The sequence below is a fragment of the Pseudomonas fulva genome, assembly GCF_023517795.1.
GTDB lineage: Bacteria > Pseudomonadota > Gammaproteobacteria > Pseudomonadales > Pseudomonadaceae > Aquipseudomonas > Aquipseudomonas fulva_D.
Genome location: NZ_CP082928.1, coordinates 1,508,992 through 1,526,091 on the forward strand (window position 1 = coordinate 1,508,992; position 17,100 = coordinate 1,526,091).

Here is a 17,100-nt window from a genome sequence, read left to right on the forward strand (position 1 = left end):
GGAGAACATTGGGACTGGGGCAGGCGTGAATGGTTCTGGAAAACTGCCGGGGCAATGCGTGTTCGATGCGCGCCTGAGTGGCCGCATTGTGGGGCGGATTCAACCGGTCGACGCAACGTACTGATTAAAGCACTCGGCAGGAGTCGCAAAGTCGAGTGTTTTACGTGGTCGCTCATTTAATAGTCTTGCTACCTCATCGAGCTTGTCTTGAGAGTACTCAGATAGATTCATGCCTTTGGGAAAGTACTGCCTCAACAGCCCATTCGTATTTTCGTTTGAGCCACGTTGCCATGGGGACTTGGGGTCGCAGAAGTAGACTTGGATGTTCGTTGCCAAGGTAAATCGCTTGTGCGCAGCCATCTCTTTGCCCCGATCCCAGGTCAGAGATCGATAAAGCTCTTGAGGTAGCTTTTGAGCATTTTCTATAAGCGCATCGATTACCGTAGCCGTATCTTTGCCGGCTACTTTCACCAACATCAGATAGCGGCTGTGACGCTCGACAAGCGTGGCGATCTGGCTGTTCTTACTGCCACACAGTAGGTCACCTTCCCAATGACCAGGTACAGCACGGTCAGCTACTTCAGCGGGCCTCTTACTGATAGAGACCGTATCAAGAATTTGCCCGTGGTTATCTGTTTTTTGGGTGTGATGGCGTGAGCGACGCATGGCTCGAGTGCGCCGTAAATGCTCAAGCAGCTCTTTTTTCAAGGCGCCACGTGCCTGTATGAAAAGGCTGCGATAGATCGTCTCGTGGGACACGTGATAGCTCGGCTCATTTGGGTAAGTACGCTGTAGCCAACCAGCTATTTGTTCTGGTGACCACTGCATCTGCAACCGCTGAGCCACAAGTTGCGCTAACTGCGGAGCTTGGACAAGTTTGCAGACCTTAGGGCGGCAGGCTCGATCCCATGCAGCTTGATCTGCATAGCTGGCTCGATAGTGATGCAACCCGCCGTTGCGGCTTATCTCCCGACTAACTGTCGAGGGCGCTCTGCCAAGTTGTAGAGCAATCAGGCGAATCGAATGCCCTGCAACGAGAGATCTCGATATTTCCTCACGCTCTGCCATCGTAAGCGCGAGCCTTGAGCGTTTACGTATCGGCGGTCGTATCCCTCCTGTCTGCGCCAAAATGCGCTGTATCGAGGAGTGGTTGCGATCAAAGAGCTGGGCGATCTGCTGGAGAGAGTCTCCTCTTCTCCAGTGCGCCCACATCAGCGCTTTCTGGCTTTCGGTGTAATAGATTCGAGGTCTTTGCTTCATCTGCAACACTCCTACCTGCTTACACAGGAATTATGGTGTTGCGTTGACCAATTGAATCCGCCGGCGCAAGTGGCCTTTCGTAGAGTGGACGACGTTTTACCCGTCCACCGCTCTGCGATCGCAATGGTGGACAAAAAGAGCGTTGTCCACCCTACGCTGGGAGCGGCCGCTTCTGCCTTGAGGCGGCCCAACCCTTCTCGCTACAGCACCTGCCGCAAGAACGCCTGGGCCCGCGGATCCTTCGGCTGGGCGAAGAATTCGGCAGGCGGCGCGTCTTCCAGCAGCTTGCCGTGATCGAAGAACAGCACGCGGTCGGCCACTTCGCGGGCGAAGCCCATCTCGTGGGTGACGCAGACCATGGTCATGCCTTCCACGGCCAGTTGCTTCATCACGTCGAGCACCTCGCCGACCATTTCCGGGTCGAGGGCCGAGGTCGGCTCGTCGAACAGCATGACCTTGGGGTCCATGCACAAGGCACGGGCGATGGCCACGCGCTGCTGCTGGCCGCCGGACAGGCGCGACGGAAACTCACCGGCCTTCTGGCCGATGCCGACCTTGTCGAGCAATGCCCGCGCCTTGGCTTCACGCTCGGCCTTGCCGCGCTTGCGCACCACCTTCTGCGCCAGGCACAGGTTCTCCAGCACGGTCATGTGCGGGAACAGGTTGAAGTGCTGGAACACCATGCCGACTTCACGACGGTAGGCGTTGATGTCGGTCTTCGGGTTGGCGAGATCGAGGCCATCGATGCTCACCGAGCCTTCGTCCAGTTCTTCCAGGCCGTTGAGGCAGCGCAGGAAGGTCGACTTGCCGGAGCCGGACGGGCCGATCACTACCAGCACCTCGCCGCGTGCCACCTGGGTGGTCACGCCATCGACGGCGCGCACCTGCTGGCCGCGGGCGTCGAACACCTTGATCAGATCACGGACTTCAATCACTTTGCGCGAGCCTCCGTTCCAGGCGGTTGGCGATCTGCGACAGCGGCAGGTTGATCACCAGGTACAGGGCCGCGACGCAGAACCAGATCTCGAAGGTGGAGAACGAGGTGGTGATGGCTTCACGGCCGCTCTTGGTCAGCTCGGTGATGGCGATCACCGAGACCAGCGAGGTGTCCTTGACCAGGCTGATGAACTGCCCGGCCAGCGGCGGCAGCACGCGCTTGAACGCCTGCGGCAGGATCACATGGCGCATCGACTGCGCCGCGCTGAGGCCCAGGGAGCGGGCCGCTTCATCCTGGCCGCGAACGATGGACTGCACACCGGCGCGCACGATCTCGCCGACATAGGCGCCGGTGAACAAGGCCAGCGCCGCCACACCGGCGAACTCGCGGGACAGATCGAGCACCGTGCCGATGAAGAAATAGAAGATGAAGATCTGCACCAGCAGCGGCGTGCCGCGCACCAGCTCGACGTAAATCGTCGACAGGTGGCGCAGCGTCGGGTTGGCCGAGAGCCGGCACAGGCCGGTGACCAGGCCGATCAGCAAGCCGAACACGCCCGCCGCCACGGAAATCCACAGGGTGGTCCACAGGCCCCAGAGCAGCGGCCCGGCGGCCCAATGACGAGTGACGCCGATGACATCGCCCTCGGCGACGTCGTCGCCTTCGCTGAGCTGCAGGCTGTCGCCGGCCACGCTGAGCTGCTGCTGTTCGCCGCTTTCACCGAGCAGCGTGACCAGGGCGTCACTGCCCTCACGGCTGATGCGCTCGACGCTGCCGTAGTCAGCCGCGCGCTGCGCCTCTTCGGCGTGGTAGGCGAAGTACTGGGGAACGCGATTCCAGCGCCATTCGTAGGAAATCAGCGAAGTGGAATACCAGATCGCCAGGATACCCACGACCAGGATCAGCCCGGTCAGCAGGTGCCAGGGCCACTGGGCTTTCTTCTGTCTAGCCACGGTGAGTGTCTACCCGTTGAGTTGCCAACATGACGGCGCGCGGACTAGCCGCGCGCCGGGTGTAGCGGAGATGAAGCAGGGAATCTGTTCACGAGCTCGCGAGCTAGAGTCATGCAAGGCGAAGAAAGGCGAGGAAGCGCAGTGTACTGGTGTACATGAGCATTCCGAGACTGTCTTCAACGCAGCAGGACCGACGCGCAGCAGGTCGTGGGCAGGTTCCGCTTATTCCATTTCTTTCAGCCAATTAGTGCTCTTGAACCACTTGGCGTGGATCCGATCGTAGGTGCCGTCTTCGCGGATCTGGTGCAGCCAGTTGTTGATCCAGTTGATGCTGTCGTAGTCGCCCTTCTTCAGGCCGAACGCCAGGGGCTCGAAGGTGAACGGCTCGTCGAGGAACACCAGCTTGCCCGCACCGGCCTTGTTCACCGCCACGACGTTGTACGGGGCGTCGTAGATGAAGGCATCGGCCTTGCCGTTGACCACGTCCATCACCGCTTCCTGCTCGTTGTCGAAGCCGCTGTACTTGGCCTGGGCGATCAGCTTCTTGGCGACCATCTCGCCGGTGGTGCCGATCTTCGAGGTGATGCGGTAGTCGGCGCTGTTCAGGTCCTTGTAACTCTTGACCTTGTCGGCCAGCTCCTTGCGGATCAGCAGGGTCTGGCCGACCACGATGAAGGGCTCGGAGAAGTTGATGCGCAGGTTGCGCTCCTGGGTCAGGGTCATGCCCGAGCCGATCATGTCGAACTTGTCGGTCAGCAGAGCCGGGATGATGCCATCGTAGGAGGTGGACACCAGCTCCAGCTTGACGCCCATGGCCTTGGTCATGGCCTTGAGCAGGTCGACTTCGAAGCCGATGATCTCGCCGCGCTTGTTGGTCATCTCGAAGGGCATGTAGGTCGGGTCCATGCCCACGCGCAGGGTCCCGCGCTTGACCGCGTCGTCGATGACGCCAGCCTGGGCGAGGCCGGTGAAGGCGCAGACGGATAACAGCAGTGAGGCGACAAGCTTTTTCATTCTTGCTCCTGAAAGGCAAACGATTAGATGGGCTGAGGCTCATGCACCCGTACGGTGCAGGCGGCTGGCCCTTCGATAAGGCGGCGCGGCATGCTAACCGTGATCGCCGCCGATGGCGAGAGATACGCGCCGGATCAGCGACAAAGGGCAGCGCAGAGCCGCGGCTCAGGAGGCAAGAAGCAGGCCAGTGAACGGCCTCGGTCAGGTTTCCAGCAGGAAGGTCACCGGCCCGTCGTTGACCAGGTGCACCTGCATGTCGGCACCGAAACGTCCGCTGGCGACCTGGGGATGTTGCGCCCGTGCCTGCTCGAGCAGATGGTCGAACAGCGCTTCGCCCAGGGCGGGCGGCGCGGCGCTGGAGAAGCCTGGGCGCAGGCCGCTGCGGGTATCGGCGGCCAGGGTGAACTGGGAAACCAGCAACAGGCCACCGTCGATGTCCTTGAGCGACAGGTTCATCTTGCCCGCCGCATCGCTGAATACCCGGTAGTTGAGCAGCTTGTGCAGCAGCTTGGCGCAGCTGGCTTCAGTGTCCTGCGGCTCGATGCCGACCAGCACCAGCAGGCCCTGGTCGATGGCGCCCAGGGTCTCGCCGGCGACATCCACGCGGGCGCTGGACACCCGTTGCAGCAGTGCCTTCATGCTTCGTCCGGCGCCAGGTCGAGCAGGCGGTGGGCGATCTCGTCGGCGGCGCGCACCAGGGCGTCGGCGATACCTGGCTCGGCGGCCGAATGGCCTGCCTCGCGGATGATCTGCAGCTCGCTGTTGGGCCAGGCCTGATGTAGCGCCCAGGCGTTGTCCAGCGGGCAGATGGCGTCGTAGCGGCCATGCACGATGATGCCCGGCAGGTGGGCGATCTTCGGCATGTCACGCAGCAACTGGTTGGGCTCCAGAAAGGCGTCGTTGACGAAGTAATGGCACTCGATACGGGCGATCGACAGTGCGCGCAGGCTCTCGGCGAAACGCTCGACCACCTGCGGGTTGGGCCGCAGGGTAGCGGTGCGCCCTTCCCAGCACGACCAGGCCTTGGCGGCGTGCATCTGGGCGATCTGGTCCGCGCCGGTCAGGCGCTTGTAGAACGCCTGCATGAGGTCGCCCTGCTCTTCGGCGGGGATTGGCGCCAAGTAATCCTGCCAGTAATCGGGGAACAGCCGGCTGGCGCCCTCCTGGTAGAACCATTTGAACTCCTGGGGGCGGCACAGGAAGATGCCACGCAGGATCAGCGCCTGCACGCGATCCGGGTGCTTCTGGGCGTAGGCCAGCGACAGGGTCGAACCCCAGGAGCCACCGAACAGCACCCACTTGTCGATACCCAGGTGCTCGCGGATACGCTCCATGTCGGCGACCAGGTCCCAGGTGGTGTTGTTCTCCAGGCTGGCATGGGGCGTGGAACGGCCGCAGCCGCGCTGGTCGAAGGTGACGATGCGGTACAGGTTCGGGTCGAAGTAGCGGCGGCTCGCCGCATCGCAACCGGCGCCAGGGCCGCCGTGCACGAACAGCACCGGCAGACCATCCGCCGAGCCGCTCTCGTCCACGTAGAGAACGTGCGGGGCGTCTACCGCCAGCTCGTGACGGGCGTACGGTTTGATCTCCGGATACAGCGTCTGCATGGTGCCCTCCTGAGGAAGAATTGAGTTAGGCTCGGGCCGCTCGCGCGTGGCGGGCTACTGCGCTCGTTCAGGCATCATAACCATGAAAAGGAAATTCGGCATGTCGATACGGAAATTTGCCACCCCCCTGCTGCTGCTCGGCGCTCTGCTCAGCGGCTGCGGCGCCAAGGACGACCCGCAGGCCAGGCTGGAAGCTGCGGTGCAGCAGCTGCAGGACAACCTCGAAGCCAAGAAGACCTCAGCAGTGATGGACCAACTGCACAGCGAATTCCGCGCCCAGCAGGCCAACGACCGCGAATGGGCCAAGCGCACCATGACCCTGCTGTTCCTGCGCCACAACAACGTCAAGGTGCTGGCCCTGAGCAAGGATAGCCGTGTGGATGTGACGTACCGCGACAAGGGTTACACGGACGCGCAGGTCGGCCTGACCGGTGCCGAAGGGCTGATCCCCAATAGCGCCCGGCATTACGCGGTGAAGCTGCAATGGTGGCAGGACGACGGTGAATGGAAGTTGGCGCGGCTGGAATGGGAGTGAATGCGAGCAGAAGGTGATAGCGGATCCAGTCAGGCCGGATCCGCTATCAGCGGCGCAATCACTGGGCGGGCTTGGCGCCTTCGCGCCAGATCAGCTCGTCGGTGTCATAGCCCTGGGCGCGGGCCACGGACAGCAGTTCGTCACGCACTTCATTGGAAATCGTCGGGGTACGCGACAGCAGCCACAGGTACTTGCGATTCGGGTGGCCGACCAGGGCGGTCTGATAGTCGTCGTCCAGGTCCAGCACCCAATACTCGCCCTTGCTCACGCCGGGCAGCAGGCGGCTGAACCAGTTGTCGAAGGTCACCCACAGCTTGTCGGTCTTGCCTTCGACCTGGGGCACGGCACGCCCCTCGACCTGGGTCCACTGGCCATCGGCCTCGCGGCAGCGGTTGGTCACCGATACGCTGCCGTCGTCCTGCAAGCCGTAGTGAGCTTCGGACTCCACGCACTTGCGCTGGAAGAACATCGGCAGGCGTGCCACCTCGTACCAGGTGCCCTGGTAACGCTCGAGGTCGACGGATTCGACGGTCTTCGGCGGCGCCTCGCCGGTGCCGGAATTGGCGCAGCCGACCAGCAGCAGGGCGCCCAGCGCCATCACGCCCAGGGTACGTTTGTTCATCACTTCAATCCTTTTGCAGAAAACATGATCACCTTGTCACCGGCGTACTGGACACTGATGAAACTCACCTGATCGCCCCAGGTGCAACTGGACATGCCCAGCGCGCCGGAGCATTCGCTCGGCTTGCCCAGCAGATCCTCCACCTCGGCCTTGTTCATGCCCGAATAGAGCTTGGCATAGTTTTCCTGGTTGACCTTGCCGCAGGCGGCCAGCATGACGCAGCCCGCCAGCAGCGCGAGAAAGCGCAGGCGCATGGGATATCTCCGTGGTCTATGAATGCCGGATGCCGGTTCGACGTCAGAAGCGCGAGCCCGGTTCCGCGAGAAAGCGCAACTCGTCCGCGCTGCTGGCGCGCCCGAGAATCTCGTTGCGATGGGGGAAGCGCCCGAAGCGCTGGATGACCTGCTGATGACGCCGGGCGTAGTCGAGAAAGCCGGCGAACAGCGCGCGCTCGGCATCGCCAGCCCCTTCGGCGAGTTCGCCGAACAGCTGCACGGCGCGGGTCTGCTGATGGGGATCCTCGGCATGCTCGAGCACCAGGTAGATGAACACCCGCTGCAGGGGCGACAGCGCCCGATCCCAGCCCAGGGTGATGCCCTCTTCCGCCAGTTCGCGAGCGCGGGCATCGCCGGCAAAGGCCAGCGGCGTATCGCGGTGGATCATGCGCGGCAGTTGGTCGAGCAACAGCACATGGGCGAGCCAGCCACGCGGGTCTGCCGACCAGCCCTGCAGCTCGCCGGCCAGCGCCTGCTCGACCAGCACGCCAAAGCGATCGCTGGCTTCGGCATCCTGCTCGTCGCGCTTGCCGAACCACAGCCGCTGCTTCTCGGCAGCGCTCTGCACGGCCGTGCCCGCGGGGCCGAACCACCAGTCGAGCAACGGCTGCCAGGGCGCCATCGGTCAGGCCTTGTGGTAGCCGGTGACGCGCTCGACTTCTTCCTTGGAACCCAGGAACACCGGCACGCGCTGGTGCAGGGAGTCGGGCTGGATGTCGAGGATGCGCTGCACGCCGTCGGTGGCGGCGCCACCGGCCTGCTCGATGATGAACGACATCGGGTTGGCCTCGTACATCAGGCGCAGCTTGCCGGCCTTGTCCGGCTCGCGGCTGTCGCGCGGGTACATGAACAGGCCGCCGCGGGTCAGGATGCGGTGCACGTCGGCGACCATCGAGGCAATCCAGCGCATGTTGTAGTTCTTGCCCAGCGGGCCTTCCTTGCCAGCCAGCAGCTCGTCCACGTAGCGCTTGACCGGGGCTTCCCAGTGGCGCTGGTTGGACATGTTGATGGCGAATTCGGCGGTGCTTTCCGGCACGCTGATGTTGTCGTGGGTGAGCACGAAGCTGCCTAGCTCGCGGTCCAGGGTGAAGCCCTTGACGCCGTTGCCCAGGGTCAGGATCAGCATGGTCTGCGGACCGTAGATGGCGTAACCGGCGGCGACCTGCTGGGTACCCGGCTGCTGGAAGGCCTTCTCGTTGAGGCTTTCGTTCTGGCTCAGGTATTCGCTGGGGCAGCGCAGCACCGAGAAGATGGTGCCGACCGACACGTTGACGTCGATGTTCGAGGAGCCATCCAGCGGGTCGAATACCAGCAGGTAGGCACCCTTGGGGTACTTGCCGGGGATCTGGTAGGCATTGTCCATTTCCTCGGAGGCCATGCCGGCCAGGTGACCGCCCCACTCGTTGGCTTCGAGCAGGATGTCGTTGGAAATCACGTCGAGCTTCTTCTGTACTTCGCCCTGCACGTTCTCGGTGCCCATGCTGCCCAGCACGCCACCCAGGGCGCCCTTGGAAACGGCATGACTGATTTCCTTGCATGCACGCGCCACCACTTCGATCAGGAAGCGCAGATCGGCCGGGGTGTTTTGACTACGGGTCTGCTCGATGAGGTAACGACTCAGGGTAACGCGGGACATGAAGGACTCCGGGAAGGAAGGTAATCGAAAGGAGTTTAACCCTTTCCAGGAACGGGTGCCTCAGCCGCCGCAGGGATAACGCGCGGCAGCAGGCTGCACACGCGGTTACGTCCGCGACGTTTGGCTTCGTACAAGGCGGCATCGGCAGCCTGCAGCAGCTCGTCGAGCGCCTTGCCCTGTTCGGGCCACAATGCCAGGCCAGCCGAGAGGGTCACGTGGCGCACGCCACTGCGGGTTTCGATCGGTTTTTGCGCCAGTCCCTGGCAGATGGCCTCGAGGCGTTTGGTCGCTTCACGGGCATCGGCACCGGGGAGAATGAGCAGGAACTCTTCGCCGCCGATACGAAAGACCGTATCGGAACTGCGCAAGTTCACCAGCAGATACTGGGCCACGTTCCTGAGCACGTCGTCGCCGTCCAGGTGCCCGTATTCGTCGTTGAGCCGCTTGAAGTGATCGAGGTCGATCAGCGCCAGGGCCAGCGGCGATCTCTCGCGCCGGGCCCGAGCCAGCTCGCGGCCGAACAGCTCGTCCAGGTAGCGGCGGTTGTAGAGCCCGGTCAGCGGGTCGCAGAGGGCCTGTTCGCGCAGCTGCTCGTGCAGGCTGCTGATGGTGCGCAGGCGCTCCTCGCTCAGCGCCAGCGCCTCGGCGAGCTTGAGCTTGGCGATCTGCCGCTGGGTGACGTCGCGCAGGTAGAGCAACTGGCCCAGCACCAGGATGCCGTGGCGGGTCAGCCGCTCGATGGGCCGCATGCGCACTTCGAAATAGTGGTCGGCGTCGCTCTGGATCAGCAGTGGCTCGCGCAGCTCACCCTGCTCGACCAGCTGCGCCTGCAGGTCGCTGCCGAACCCCGGCCAGTCCTTCAGCCGGAGTCCCTGCCAGTCGCGTTCGAGCCCGCCGAGCTTGAGGGCCGCCTGGTTGGCCTCGATCACCCGCCACTGGGTATCGACCACCATCACCGGATCGGGCAGCGCCTCGAGCAGCAAATGCCGAGCGACCGGCACCATGTCGAACAGCCGCACCCCGAGGATCAGCCAGGAAAAGGCTGCCAGGGTGAAGACGAAACTGAACGGCGTCGGATCGACGCCGAACACCACGAACCCGAAACCGACGTAGGCGATGTTGGCCGACCAGGGCACCGCGGTAACCAGTACGAACGCCAGGTAATGACGCCGGTGCACGCCATGGCTGATCAAGGCGGCACGCAGCACCACCCCCAGGCTGAAGCTCATGAACAGGTAGACGTACACCGCCGTGGCGTAGAACAACGGGCCGTGGTCGTAATGGATCGGCGCCCCCGGCTCATCGGACACCGGCCCCGTGGCGGCGCCATAGAACAGGCCGTGCCAGGGGTTGCTCAGCACCACCAGCCAAATCAGCAGCGGCATGAGGATCATGCCCAGCATCGAACGGCGGCTCAGCGGCTTGCGTACGCTGCTCACGTACTGCCAGAGAAACACCGCCCAGAAGGTCGGCACACTGATGATGCCCGGCCACGACATGGTGGCCCAGAGCATCTTGCACGCAGGTGCCACCGAGGCGACCTCCAGGCCGGCCATGGCCATCCACCACATGCTCGCCAGGTGCATCAGGATGAAGGTGTCGCGCCCCGGGAAATCGCGCTGGTTGATCACCCAGCGGGCCAGCAGCACGCCGCCCACGCAGACCACCACGGTCAGCAGTACGGCGAAATCCAGGCGCCAGGCATTGACCAGGCACGAATTCATGCTGCCACCCTGCCCGCCTGGCGGCGAGAAAGGGCCAGACGCGGTGCAGCGCAACGCGAGAGGGAGGCAAGCAAGGCGGACGCATCCATTGCAACAGGCTCAGGAAAGAGGCCAGGACCGGGCACCTGGCAGCCTAGAGTCGACCCGAGCCGCGAGCCACTCAGGGATGCAGACAGGTAGGGCAAGAATTTTCGTCGCTACAATACTGCAATTCATCACATTTTCAGCAGGTTTTTATTGCCTGGTCGTTACCGCGGCGCAGGCGCATGAACGCCAGTTGGCGGATAGCTGTTCACAATTTCCGCAACATCGCTATGATCGCGCGCCGCCAACTACGCGAAACCCTCCGAGATGAAAAGCAACCTGATCGCCGCCGCGGAAATAGACCGCCTCGATACCTGGGCGCGCTATACCGCCGACATGTGCCATAGCTGCATTTCCAGCTGCTGTCAGTTGCCGGTCGAGGTGCGCCTCAATGACCTGATCCGCATCGGCGTGGTCGACGAGTTCGAACGCGGCGAGCCGCCGCGCAACATTGCCAGGCGCCTGCAGAAAGACGGGCTGGTCGAGCGCTTCAACCAGAAGTCCGGGATCTTCACCCTGACGCGCATGAGCAACAACGACTGCTATTACCTGGACCGCAAGACCCGGCTGTGCACCATCTATGAGCGCCGCCCGGATACCTGCCGCAATCACCCCAGGGTCGGTCCGCGTCCCGGCTATTGCGCCTGGCGCCCCAAATAAGGCTGCAACGTCTGGTTACCCGCCCACCTGAACACCTCGCTTCGCCGATGCCTCGAATCCTCCACACCGGCCCGTACCGCCACCCGGAGGATTCACATGCGCTGCCAATTGCTCGCCAGCTTCCTGCTCGTCGCCCTCGGCGCAATGCTGGCAGGCACCGCCACGGCCGACACCAGGCGGCCTGAATGGCAGGAGCCGCTGCTCGAACGTCTGCAGGCGATAGCCGCCAAGCAGGACGGCGAGCTCGGCGTGTACGTCAAGGATCTGCACAGCAACCTGGCAGTGACCCTGCAGGCCGAACGCCTGTGGTACATGGCCTCCGGTATCAAGGTACCGGTGGCCATCGCCGTGCTGCGCGGTGTCGAACGCGGCGACTGGGGGCTCGACACACGCCTGGCCCTTGTCGCCAACGACTTCGTCGACGGCGCCGGCAGCACCAACCAGTACGGTCCCGGCGAGCGCCTGAGCGTGCGCTTCCTGCTCGAGCAGATGATCATCTACAGCGACAACACCGCCACCGACCGGCTGATTCGCCTGGTCGGCCTGGATGCCTTGAATGGCCTGGTTCGCGAACTGGTGCCCGAGGGCTTCGAGCCGATCACCACCCTGGGCGACGTGCGCCGGCATATCTATGCCGAACTGCACCCGGCCGCCGCGCAGCTCGGCGGACGCGATCTGCTGCGCCTGCGCCAGGCGCGCCAGGAAGACGCGCGCCTGGACCGCCTGGCCAGCCTGCTCGGCGTACCGCGCTCGGCCCTGGCACCGATCAGCCTCGGCGAGGCCTACGCCGCCTACTACCGCAGCAACCTCAACGCCGCCACGCTCCTGGCCTATGGCGAGTTGCTCGAACGGCTGGCCACCGGCCAGGCGCTGGGCAATGAGCAGACTGCCTACCTGCTGTCGGTGATGGGTCGGGTCAAGACCGGCACCCAGCGCCTGCTCGCCGGACTGCCGAAAGACGCCCGCTTCGCCCACAAGACCGGCACCCAACGCGCACGCATCTGTGACTCGGGGCTGATCCAGACGCCCGAACGCGGCACTGCCGAGCCGGTGCTGATCGTCGCCTGCGTGCAGGGCGAAACGTCGCTGGTCAAGGCCGAGCGCGCCCTGCGCCAGGTTGGCGAAGCGCTGACGGCATCGGGCGTACTGACCCGTGACGCACTCAATTGAGGGATTGCCCATGAAAACCCTGTTCGCCGGCTTCGCCCTGCTCGGCTGCGCGGCGCTGTCGCTCTGGCTATGGGCGACGCCCCAGCGCGACGCAGGTTTCGAGGCGCTGGCCGAGCGGTTGCGCGAACTGGACGAGGCCTCCCCCGGCAGGCTGGGCGTCTATCTGCTGCGCCCTGCCGACGGCAGCGAGCTGAACCACCAGGCCGATCGCCGCTGGTACCTGGCCTCGGCCACCAAGGCGGCGATCGCCATCGCCGTGCTGCAGGAGGTCGACGACGGCAAGCTGCAGCTCGACCAGCCGATCACCCTGGAGGAAGGCGACCGGGTCGACGGCTCCGGCGGCCTGGTGTGGGAAGACGCCGGCGCCCGTTACAGCGTCGGCGAACTGCTGCGCGAGATGCTGCAGGAGAGCGACAACACCGCCGCCGACATGCTGATTCGCGCAGCCGGCGTAGAGCGCATCAACGAGCGCATCGCGGCAGCCGCCGGCGGCGACTTTGGCAAGGTCACCCGCCTGCTCGACGTGCGCCGCGAGCTGTACGGGCAACTGCACCCCGACGCCCGCTCACTGGAGAATCGCCAGATCGTCGAAATCGCCGCCGCGCCGCTCGGCCCGAAGCGCGTCGAAGCGGTGGCCAATGCCCTGGATATGAAAACCGATCAGCTCGAGACCCGTGACCTCGACGAAGCCTACCGGCGCTACTACGACACCGGCCTGAACAGCGCGACGCTGGTCGCCTACGGCCAACTGTTCGGCAAACTGGCCAAAGGCGAGCTGCTGTCCGACGCGAGCACCGAGCTGCTCTACGACATCATGGGCCTGGACAGCTACGAGGCCTATCGGCTGGAGGCCGGCCTGAGTGAGCAACTGCCCTTCGTCCAGAAAACCGGCACCCAGCAGCACCGTGCCTGCCATATGGGCATCGCCAACCCGCAAGGCGACGACGCCCTGGTGATCCTTGCCTGCGCCGAGGCGCTCGATGAGGATGCCGAGGCCGGCAAGCTGTTCGAGCAGGTCGGCGAGGCGATCCAGGAGCTGGTGCTGGACGGCAACGCCGCGGGCGCTGCCTGAGCCCACCATAAAGCAGCGTCTGGACAGGCCCTGCGCCTGACCTGCGAGGCGCGCTTATCCGGCAGCCCACCCGCGGCCAGGGGCGATCAATCCACAGCGGGCATGCCTGCACGCGACGCGATACTCGCCGCGCACGCTTCTTGCCAATGCCAGAAATGATCAGCAAAGCGTCCGAATCCTGCCCACAACATAACTCTGGCGCCAGAAAACAGAGACCACTTACAACACTTATGCCCTGTCGTTAAACACTAACCGGCGCCTGCCCGGAATACGCATAGGCGCGCAGTCAAACAAATGAAACAATGCACACCATATTGAAATAACCCCCGGAAAGCGGCCAAAAATTTAAGAGCCACTTAAATTAAAATAGAAAATCCGCTCTGGAAATAACTACTTCCAAGCGCCGCCAGAAACGTGGAAAAAGGCGTCAATAAAGAGATCATTTTTTTGACGCTATAAATACGGCATTTTTAAGCCATTGATTTAATTTAATAAAAAAAATAATTAAAGCCACATGGCACTTTGCCAAAACTTTCTCTTGTCGCAAAAATAAAACCACCATAAGATCGCCGCCGAACCACCCCAGACCAACAACTTGCGAACCAACCGTTACTTAATCCCGCGCTAACTCAGCGTGGCGATGAACAGTGCCTTCGCATTAAAAAATCATTACGCCTGCCAATCCTTATCAGGAAGATAATCCATGAGAATCAGTATTTTCGGTCTGGGGTATGTCGGCGCAGTATGTGCCGGTTGCTTGTCTGCTCGCGGCCACCAAGTAATGGGCGTCGATGTATCGCAAGCCAAGATCGACATGATCAATCAGGGCAAATCGCCCATCGTCGAACCGGGCTTGGCAGAACTTCTGGACAAGGGCGTAAGCAACGGCCTTTTGAAGGGAACCACAAACGTCAGCGAGGCTGTACAGGCCACCGAACTGTCGTTTATCGCTGTCGGCACGCCCAGCAAACGCAATGGCGATCTCGACCTGGGCTACATGGAGTCGGTGTGCACCCAAATCGGTCAGGCGCTGCGCGACAAGACGGATCGTCATACCGTTGTCATCCGCAGCACAGTGCTGCCAGGCACGGTGAAGAATGTGGTGATCCCGCTGCTCGAGGCGGCCTCTGGCAAAAAGGCCGGGGTCGACTTCGGCGTTGCCACCAACCCCGAGTTCCTGCGCGAGAGCACCGCGATCAAGGATTACGACTTCCCGGCGATGACGGTTATCGGCGAGCTGGACGAGCAGTCCGGCGACCTGCTGCAAGCGCTCTACAGCGAACTGGACGCACCGATCATTCGCAAGTCCATCGAAGTCGCCGAGATGATCAAGTACACCTGCAACGTCTGGCATGCCACCAAGGTCAGCTTCGCCAACGAAATCGGCAACATTGCCAAGGCGTGCGGCGTCGACGGCCGTGACGTGATGGACGTTGTCTGCCAGGACCACAAGCTCAACCTGTCGCGTTATTACCTGCGCCCCGGCTTCGCCTTTGGCGGCTCCTGCCTGCCCAAGGACGTGCGTGCGCTGACCTACCGGGCTGGCCAGATGGACGTCGAGCACCCGCTGCTATCGGCCATCATGCCCAGCAACCGCGTCCAGGTGAAACGCGCCTACGACATGATCTCCAGCCACGACAAGCGCAAGGTCGGCCTACTCGGCCTGAGCTTCAAGGCCGGCACCGACGACCTGCGGGAAAGCCCCTTGGTCGAGCTGGCCGAAATGCTCATTGGCAAGGGCTACGACCTGCGCATCTTCGACAGCAACGTCGAGTACGCCAGGGTCTTCGGGGCCAACAAGGAGTACATCGAATCGAAAATCCCCCACGTCTCCTCGCTGCTCTGCCAGGAGCTCGAGGAGGTGGTTAACGAGTCCGACGTGCTGGTGATCGGCAACGGCGACAGCCGCTTTGCCGAGGTGCTCAGAAGCGCGGGCGAGGACAAGCAGTGCATTGACCTGTTCGGTTTCATGACGCACACGAGCAACGCCTCCAAAGAAGGGATCTGCTGGTAGCCAGCTAAACGGCGCGCCCCTCGGCAGCGCCGCCAGCCCCATGGTTCAAAGCTGCATTGGTGTGAGCAGAGGCTCAAAGGAGATACCAGATGACTCCCCTGATTTTGTCCGGCGGTAGCGGTTCGCGGCTCTGGCCGCTGTCGCGCAAGCTTTACCCCAAGCAGTTTCTGGCCCTGACCGGCGACCAGACGATGTTTCAGCAAACCCTTCAGCGGCTGGCCCACGAAGGCATGGGCAAGCCGATGATCGTTTGCAACGAAAGTCATCGCTTCATGGTGAGCGAACAGCTGGCGGCCATCGACTGCCACGCCCAGACGATTCTTCTCGAGCCTTTCGGCCGCAATACCGCGCCGGCAGTGGCAATCGCGGCGATGCACCTGCTCGCGGAGGGACGCGACGAGCTTCTGCTGGTACTGCCGGCCGACCACGTGATTGAGCAGCTGGGCACCTTTCATCACGCACTGAGTGTCGCCCGCCAGGCTGCCGAGCAGGGTGAGCTGGTGCTGTTCGGGGTACCGGCTGAACGTCCGGAAACCGGTTACGGCTACATCAAGGCCGGAGATTGCAGCGAACAGCTGCCAGCCGGCGTGCTGGCGGTCGAGCGTTTCGTCGAGAAGCCTGACCTGAGCAGCGCGAGCGAATTCGTGGCCAGCGGCGACTACTTCTGGAACAGCGGCATGTTCCTGTTCCGCTGCAGCCGCTACCTCGAAGAGCTGAAGCGTCACGACCCCGATATCTACGACACCTGCCAGTTGGCGCTCAGCCAGAGCGAAGCGGATCTGCAGTTCATCCGCATTGACCCGAACGCCTTCGCCTGCTGCCCGGACAACTCCATCGACTACGCGGTGATGGAAAAGGCCGAGCGCACCTGCGTCGTACCGCTGTCCGCCGGCTGGAACGATGTCGGCTCCTGGTCGGCAATCTGGGATGTGCAGGCCAAGGACGCCAACGGCAACAGCCACACCGGCGACGTCATGGTGCATGACAGCCGCAACTGCCTGGTTCACAGCGACCACAAGCTGGTCACCCTGGTCGGCCTCGACGACGTGGTGGTTGTGGAAACCAAGGACGCTGTGATGGTTGCCCACAAGGATCGCGTGCAGGACGTCAAGCATCTGGTAAACGCCCTGTCGTCCCAGGGCAGGCCCGAAGCGGAGAACCACTGCGAGGTCTATCGCCCCTGGGGCAGCTACGACTCCATCGACAACGGCCACCGCTTCCAGGTCAAGCGCATCATGGTCAAACCCGGCGCCAGCCTGTCGCTGCAGAAACATCACCACCGGGCAGAGCACTGGATCGTGGTCACCGGCACGGCGAAAGTCACCTGCGACGACAAGACGTTCCTGCTCTCGGAAAACCAGTCGACCTACATCCCCATCGCCTCGGTACACCGCCTTGCCAACCCCGGGAAGATTCCCCTGGAGATCATCGAGGTGCAATCGGGCAGCTATCTGGGCGAGGACGATATCGAGCGTTTCGACGACGTATACGGCCGAACGGACGCCACGCTCAATTAACACCCTCTTTCTCATCACCA

General features: G+C 62.9%; 17 protein-coding genes. 6 read left to right on the plus strand and 11 right to left on the minus strand.

The genetic code is table 11. The features are described 5' to 3' along the window. Nucleotides 1–99: 99 nt before the first annotated feature. The 6 genes from K8U54_RS06820 to pip form a co-directional block, all read right to left on the minus strand. The gene (locus K8U54_RS06820) at nucleotides 100–1,260 is read right to left on the minus strand and encodes an IS30 family transposase (RefSeq protein WP_249906380.1); all 1,161 of its coding nucleotides are present in this window, start codon (nucleotides 1,258–1,260) and stop codon (nucleotides 100–102) included. A gap of 200 nt (nucleotides 1,261–1,460) precedes the next feature. Then, nucleotides 1,461–2,195 (minus strand): amino acid ABC transporter ATP-binding protein, encoded by a 735-nt coding sequence (locus tag K8U54_RS06825; protein ID WP_073263853.1) that lies wholly within the window; start codon nucleotides 2,193–2,195, stop codon nucleotides 1,461–1,463. Then, entirely contained in the window at nucleotides 2,188–3,150 is a 963-nt protein-coding gene (locus K8U54_RS06830; protein WP_249909432.1) for an amino acid ABC transporter permease, read from the minus strand. Before K8U54_RS06830 ends, K8U54_RS06825 begins: the two co-directional genes overlap by 8 nt. 222 nt (nucleotides 3,151–3,372) lie before the next feature. After that, complete coding sequence (locus K8U54_RS06835) at nucleotides 3,373–4,164, minus strand: transporter substrate-binding domain-containing protein (RefSeq protein ID WP_249909433.1); 792 nt, start codon at nucleotides 4,162–4,164, stop codon at nucleotides 3,373–3,375. 201 nt (nucleotides 4,165–4,365) lie between these two features. Beyond that, complete coding sequence (gene dtd / locus K8U54_RS06840) at nucleotides 4,366–4,803, minus strand: D-aminoacyl-tRNA deacylase (RefSeq protein WP_249909434.1); 438 nt, start codon at nucleotides 4,801–4,803, stop codon at nucleotides 4,366–4,368. Further along, a complete protein-coding gene (gene pip / locus K8U54_RS06845) occupies nucleotides 4,800–5,771 on the minus strand; it encodes a prolyl aminopeptidase (RefSeq protein ID WP_249909435.1) in 972 nt (323 codons plus the stop codon). The genes dtd and pip overlap by 4 nt, the downstream gene beginning before the upstream one ends. 100 nt (nucleotides 5,772–5,871) lie before the next feature. Here pip and K8U54_RS06850 point away from each other — a divergent pair, with 100 nt between their 5' ends. Beyond that, nucleotides 5,872–6,306, plus strand: coding sequence for a hypothetical protein (locus K8U54_RS06850; protein ID WP_249909436.1), 435 nt, complete (start codon nucleotides 5,872–5,874; stop codon nucleotides 6,304–6,306). A gap of 58 nt (nucleotides 6,307–6,364) precedes the next feature. Here the strand turns inward: K8U54_RS06850 and K8U54_RS06855 are convergent, their stop codons facing one another. The 5 genes from K8U54_RS06855 to K8U54_RS06875 are packed head-to-tail and all read right to left on the minus strand — an operon-like array spanning nucleotide 6,365 to nucleotide 10,563. Next, nucleotides 6,365–6,928, minus strand: coding sequence for a lipocalin family protein (locus K8U54_RS06855; protein ID WP_434059988.1), 564 nt, complete (start codon nucleotides 6,926–6,928; stop codon nucleotides 6,365–6,367). Continuing rightward, entirely contained in the window at nucleotides 6,928–7,182 is a 255-nt protein-coding gene (gene bamE / locus K8U54_RS06860) for an outer membrane protein assembly factor BamE domain-containing protein (RefSeq protein WP_249909437.1), read from the minus strand. The genes K8U54_RS06855 and bamE overlap by 1 nt, the downstream gene beginning before the upstream one ends. 43 nt (nucleotides 7,183–7,225) lie before the next feature. Continuing rightward, the gene (locus K8U54_RS06865; RefSeq protein ID WP_249909438.1) at nucleotides 7,226–7,825 is read right to left on the minus strand and encodes a DUF924 family protein; all 600 of its coding nucleotides are present in this window, start codon (nucleotides 7,823–7,825) and stop codon (nucleotides 7,226–7,228) included. A gap of 3 nt (nucleotides 7,826–7,828) precedes the next feature. Further along, complete coding sequence (locus tag K8U54_RS06870) at nucleotides 7,829–8,839, minus strand: class 1 fructose-bisphosphatase (RefSeq protein ID WP_075928794.1); 1,011 nt, start codon at nucleotides 8,837–8,839, stop codon at nucleotides 7,829–7,831. A gap of 35 nt (nucleotides 8,840–8,874) precedes the next feature. Continuing rightward, nucleotides 8,875–10,563 carry a histidine kinase N-terminal 7TM domain-containing diguanylate cyclase gene (locus tag K8U54_RS06875; RefSeq protein WP_249909439.1) on the minus strand — a complete coding sequence of 563 codons (1,689 nt, stop codon included), beginning with the start codon at nucleotides 10,561–10,563 and terminating at the stop codon, nucleotides 8,875–8,877. A gap of 351 nt (nucleotides 10,564–10,914) precedes the next feature. On the opposite strand from K8U54_RS06875, the gene K8U54_RS06880 reads away from it, so the two are divergent. The 5 genes from K8U54_RS06880 (at nucleotide 10,915) to K8U54_RS06900 (ending at nucleotide 17,080) form a co-directional block, all read left to right on the plus strand. Further along, a complete protein-coding gene (locus tag K8U54_RS06880) occupies nucleotides 10,915–11,307 on the plus strand; it encodes a YkgJ family cysteine cluster protein (protein WP_249909440.1) in 393 nt (130 codons plus the stop codon). 96 nt (nucleotides 11,308–11,403) lie between these two features. Continuing rightward, nucleotides 11,404–12,477 (plus strand): serine hydrolase, encoded by a 1,074-nt coding sequence (locus tag K8U54_RS06885; RefSeq protein WP_249909441.1) that lies wholly within the window; start codon nucleotides 11,404–11,406, stop codon nucleotides 12,475–12,477. A gap of 10 nt (nucleotides 12,478–12,487) precedes the next feature. Beyond that, on the plus strand, nucleotides 12,488–13,549 hold the full coding sequence (locus tag K8U54_RS06890; protein ID WP_249909442.1) for a serine hydrolase: 1,062 nt from the start codon (nucleotides 12,488–12,490) through the stop codon (nucleotides 13,547–13,549). A gap of 703 nt (nucleotides 13,550–14,252) precedes the next feature. Continuing rightward, on the plus strand, nucleotides 14,253–15,563 hold the full coding sequence (locus tag K8U54_RS06895; protein WP_249909443.1) for a nucleotide sugar dehydrogenase: 1,311 nt from the start codon (nucleotides 14,253–14,255) through the stop codon (nucleotides 15,561–15,563). A gap of 89 nt (nucleotides 15,564–15,652) precedes the next feature. After that, entirely contained in the window at nucleotides 15,653–17,080 is a 1,428-nt protein-coding gene (locus K8U54_RS06900; RefSeq protein ID WP_249909444.1) for a mannose-1-phosphate guanylyltransferase/mannose-6-phosphate isomerase, read from the plus strand. Nucleotides 17,081–17,100: the final 20 nt, after the last annotated feature.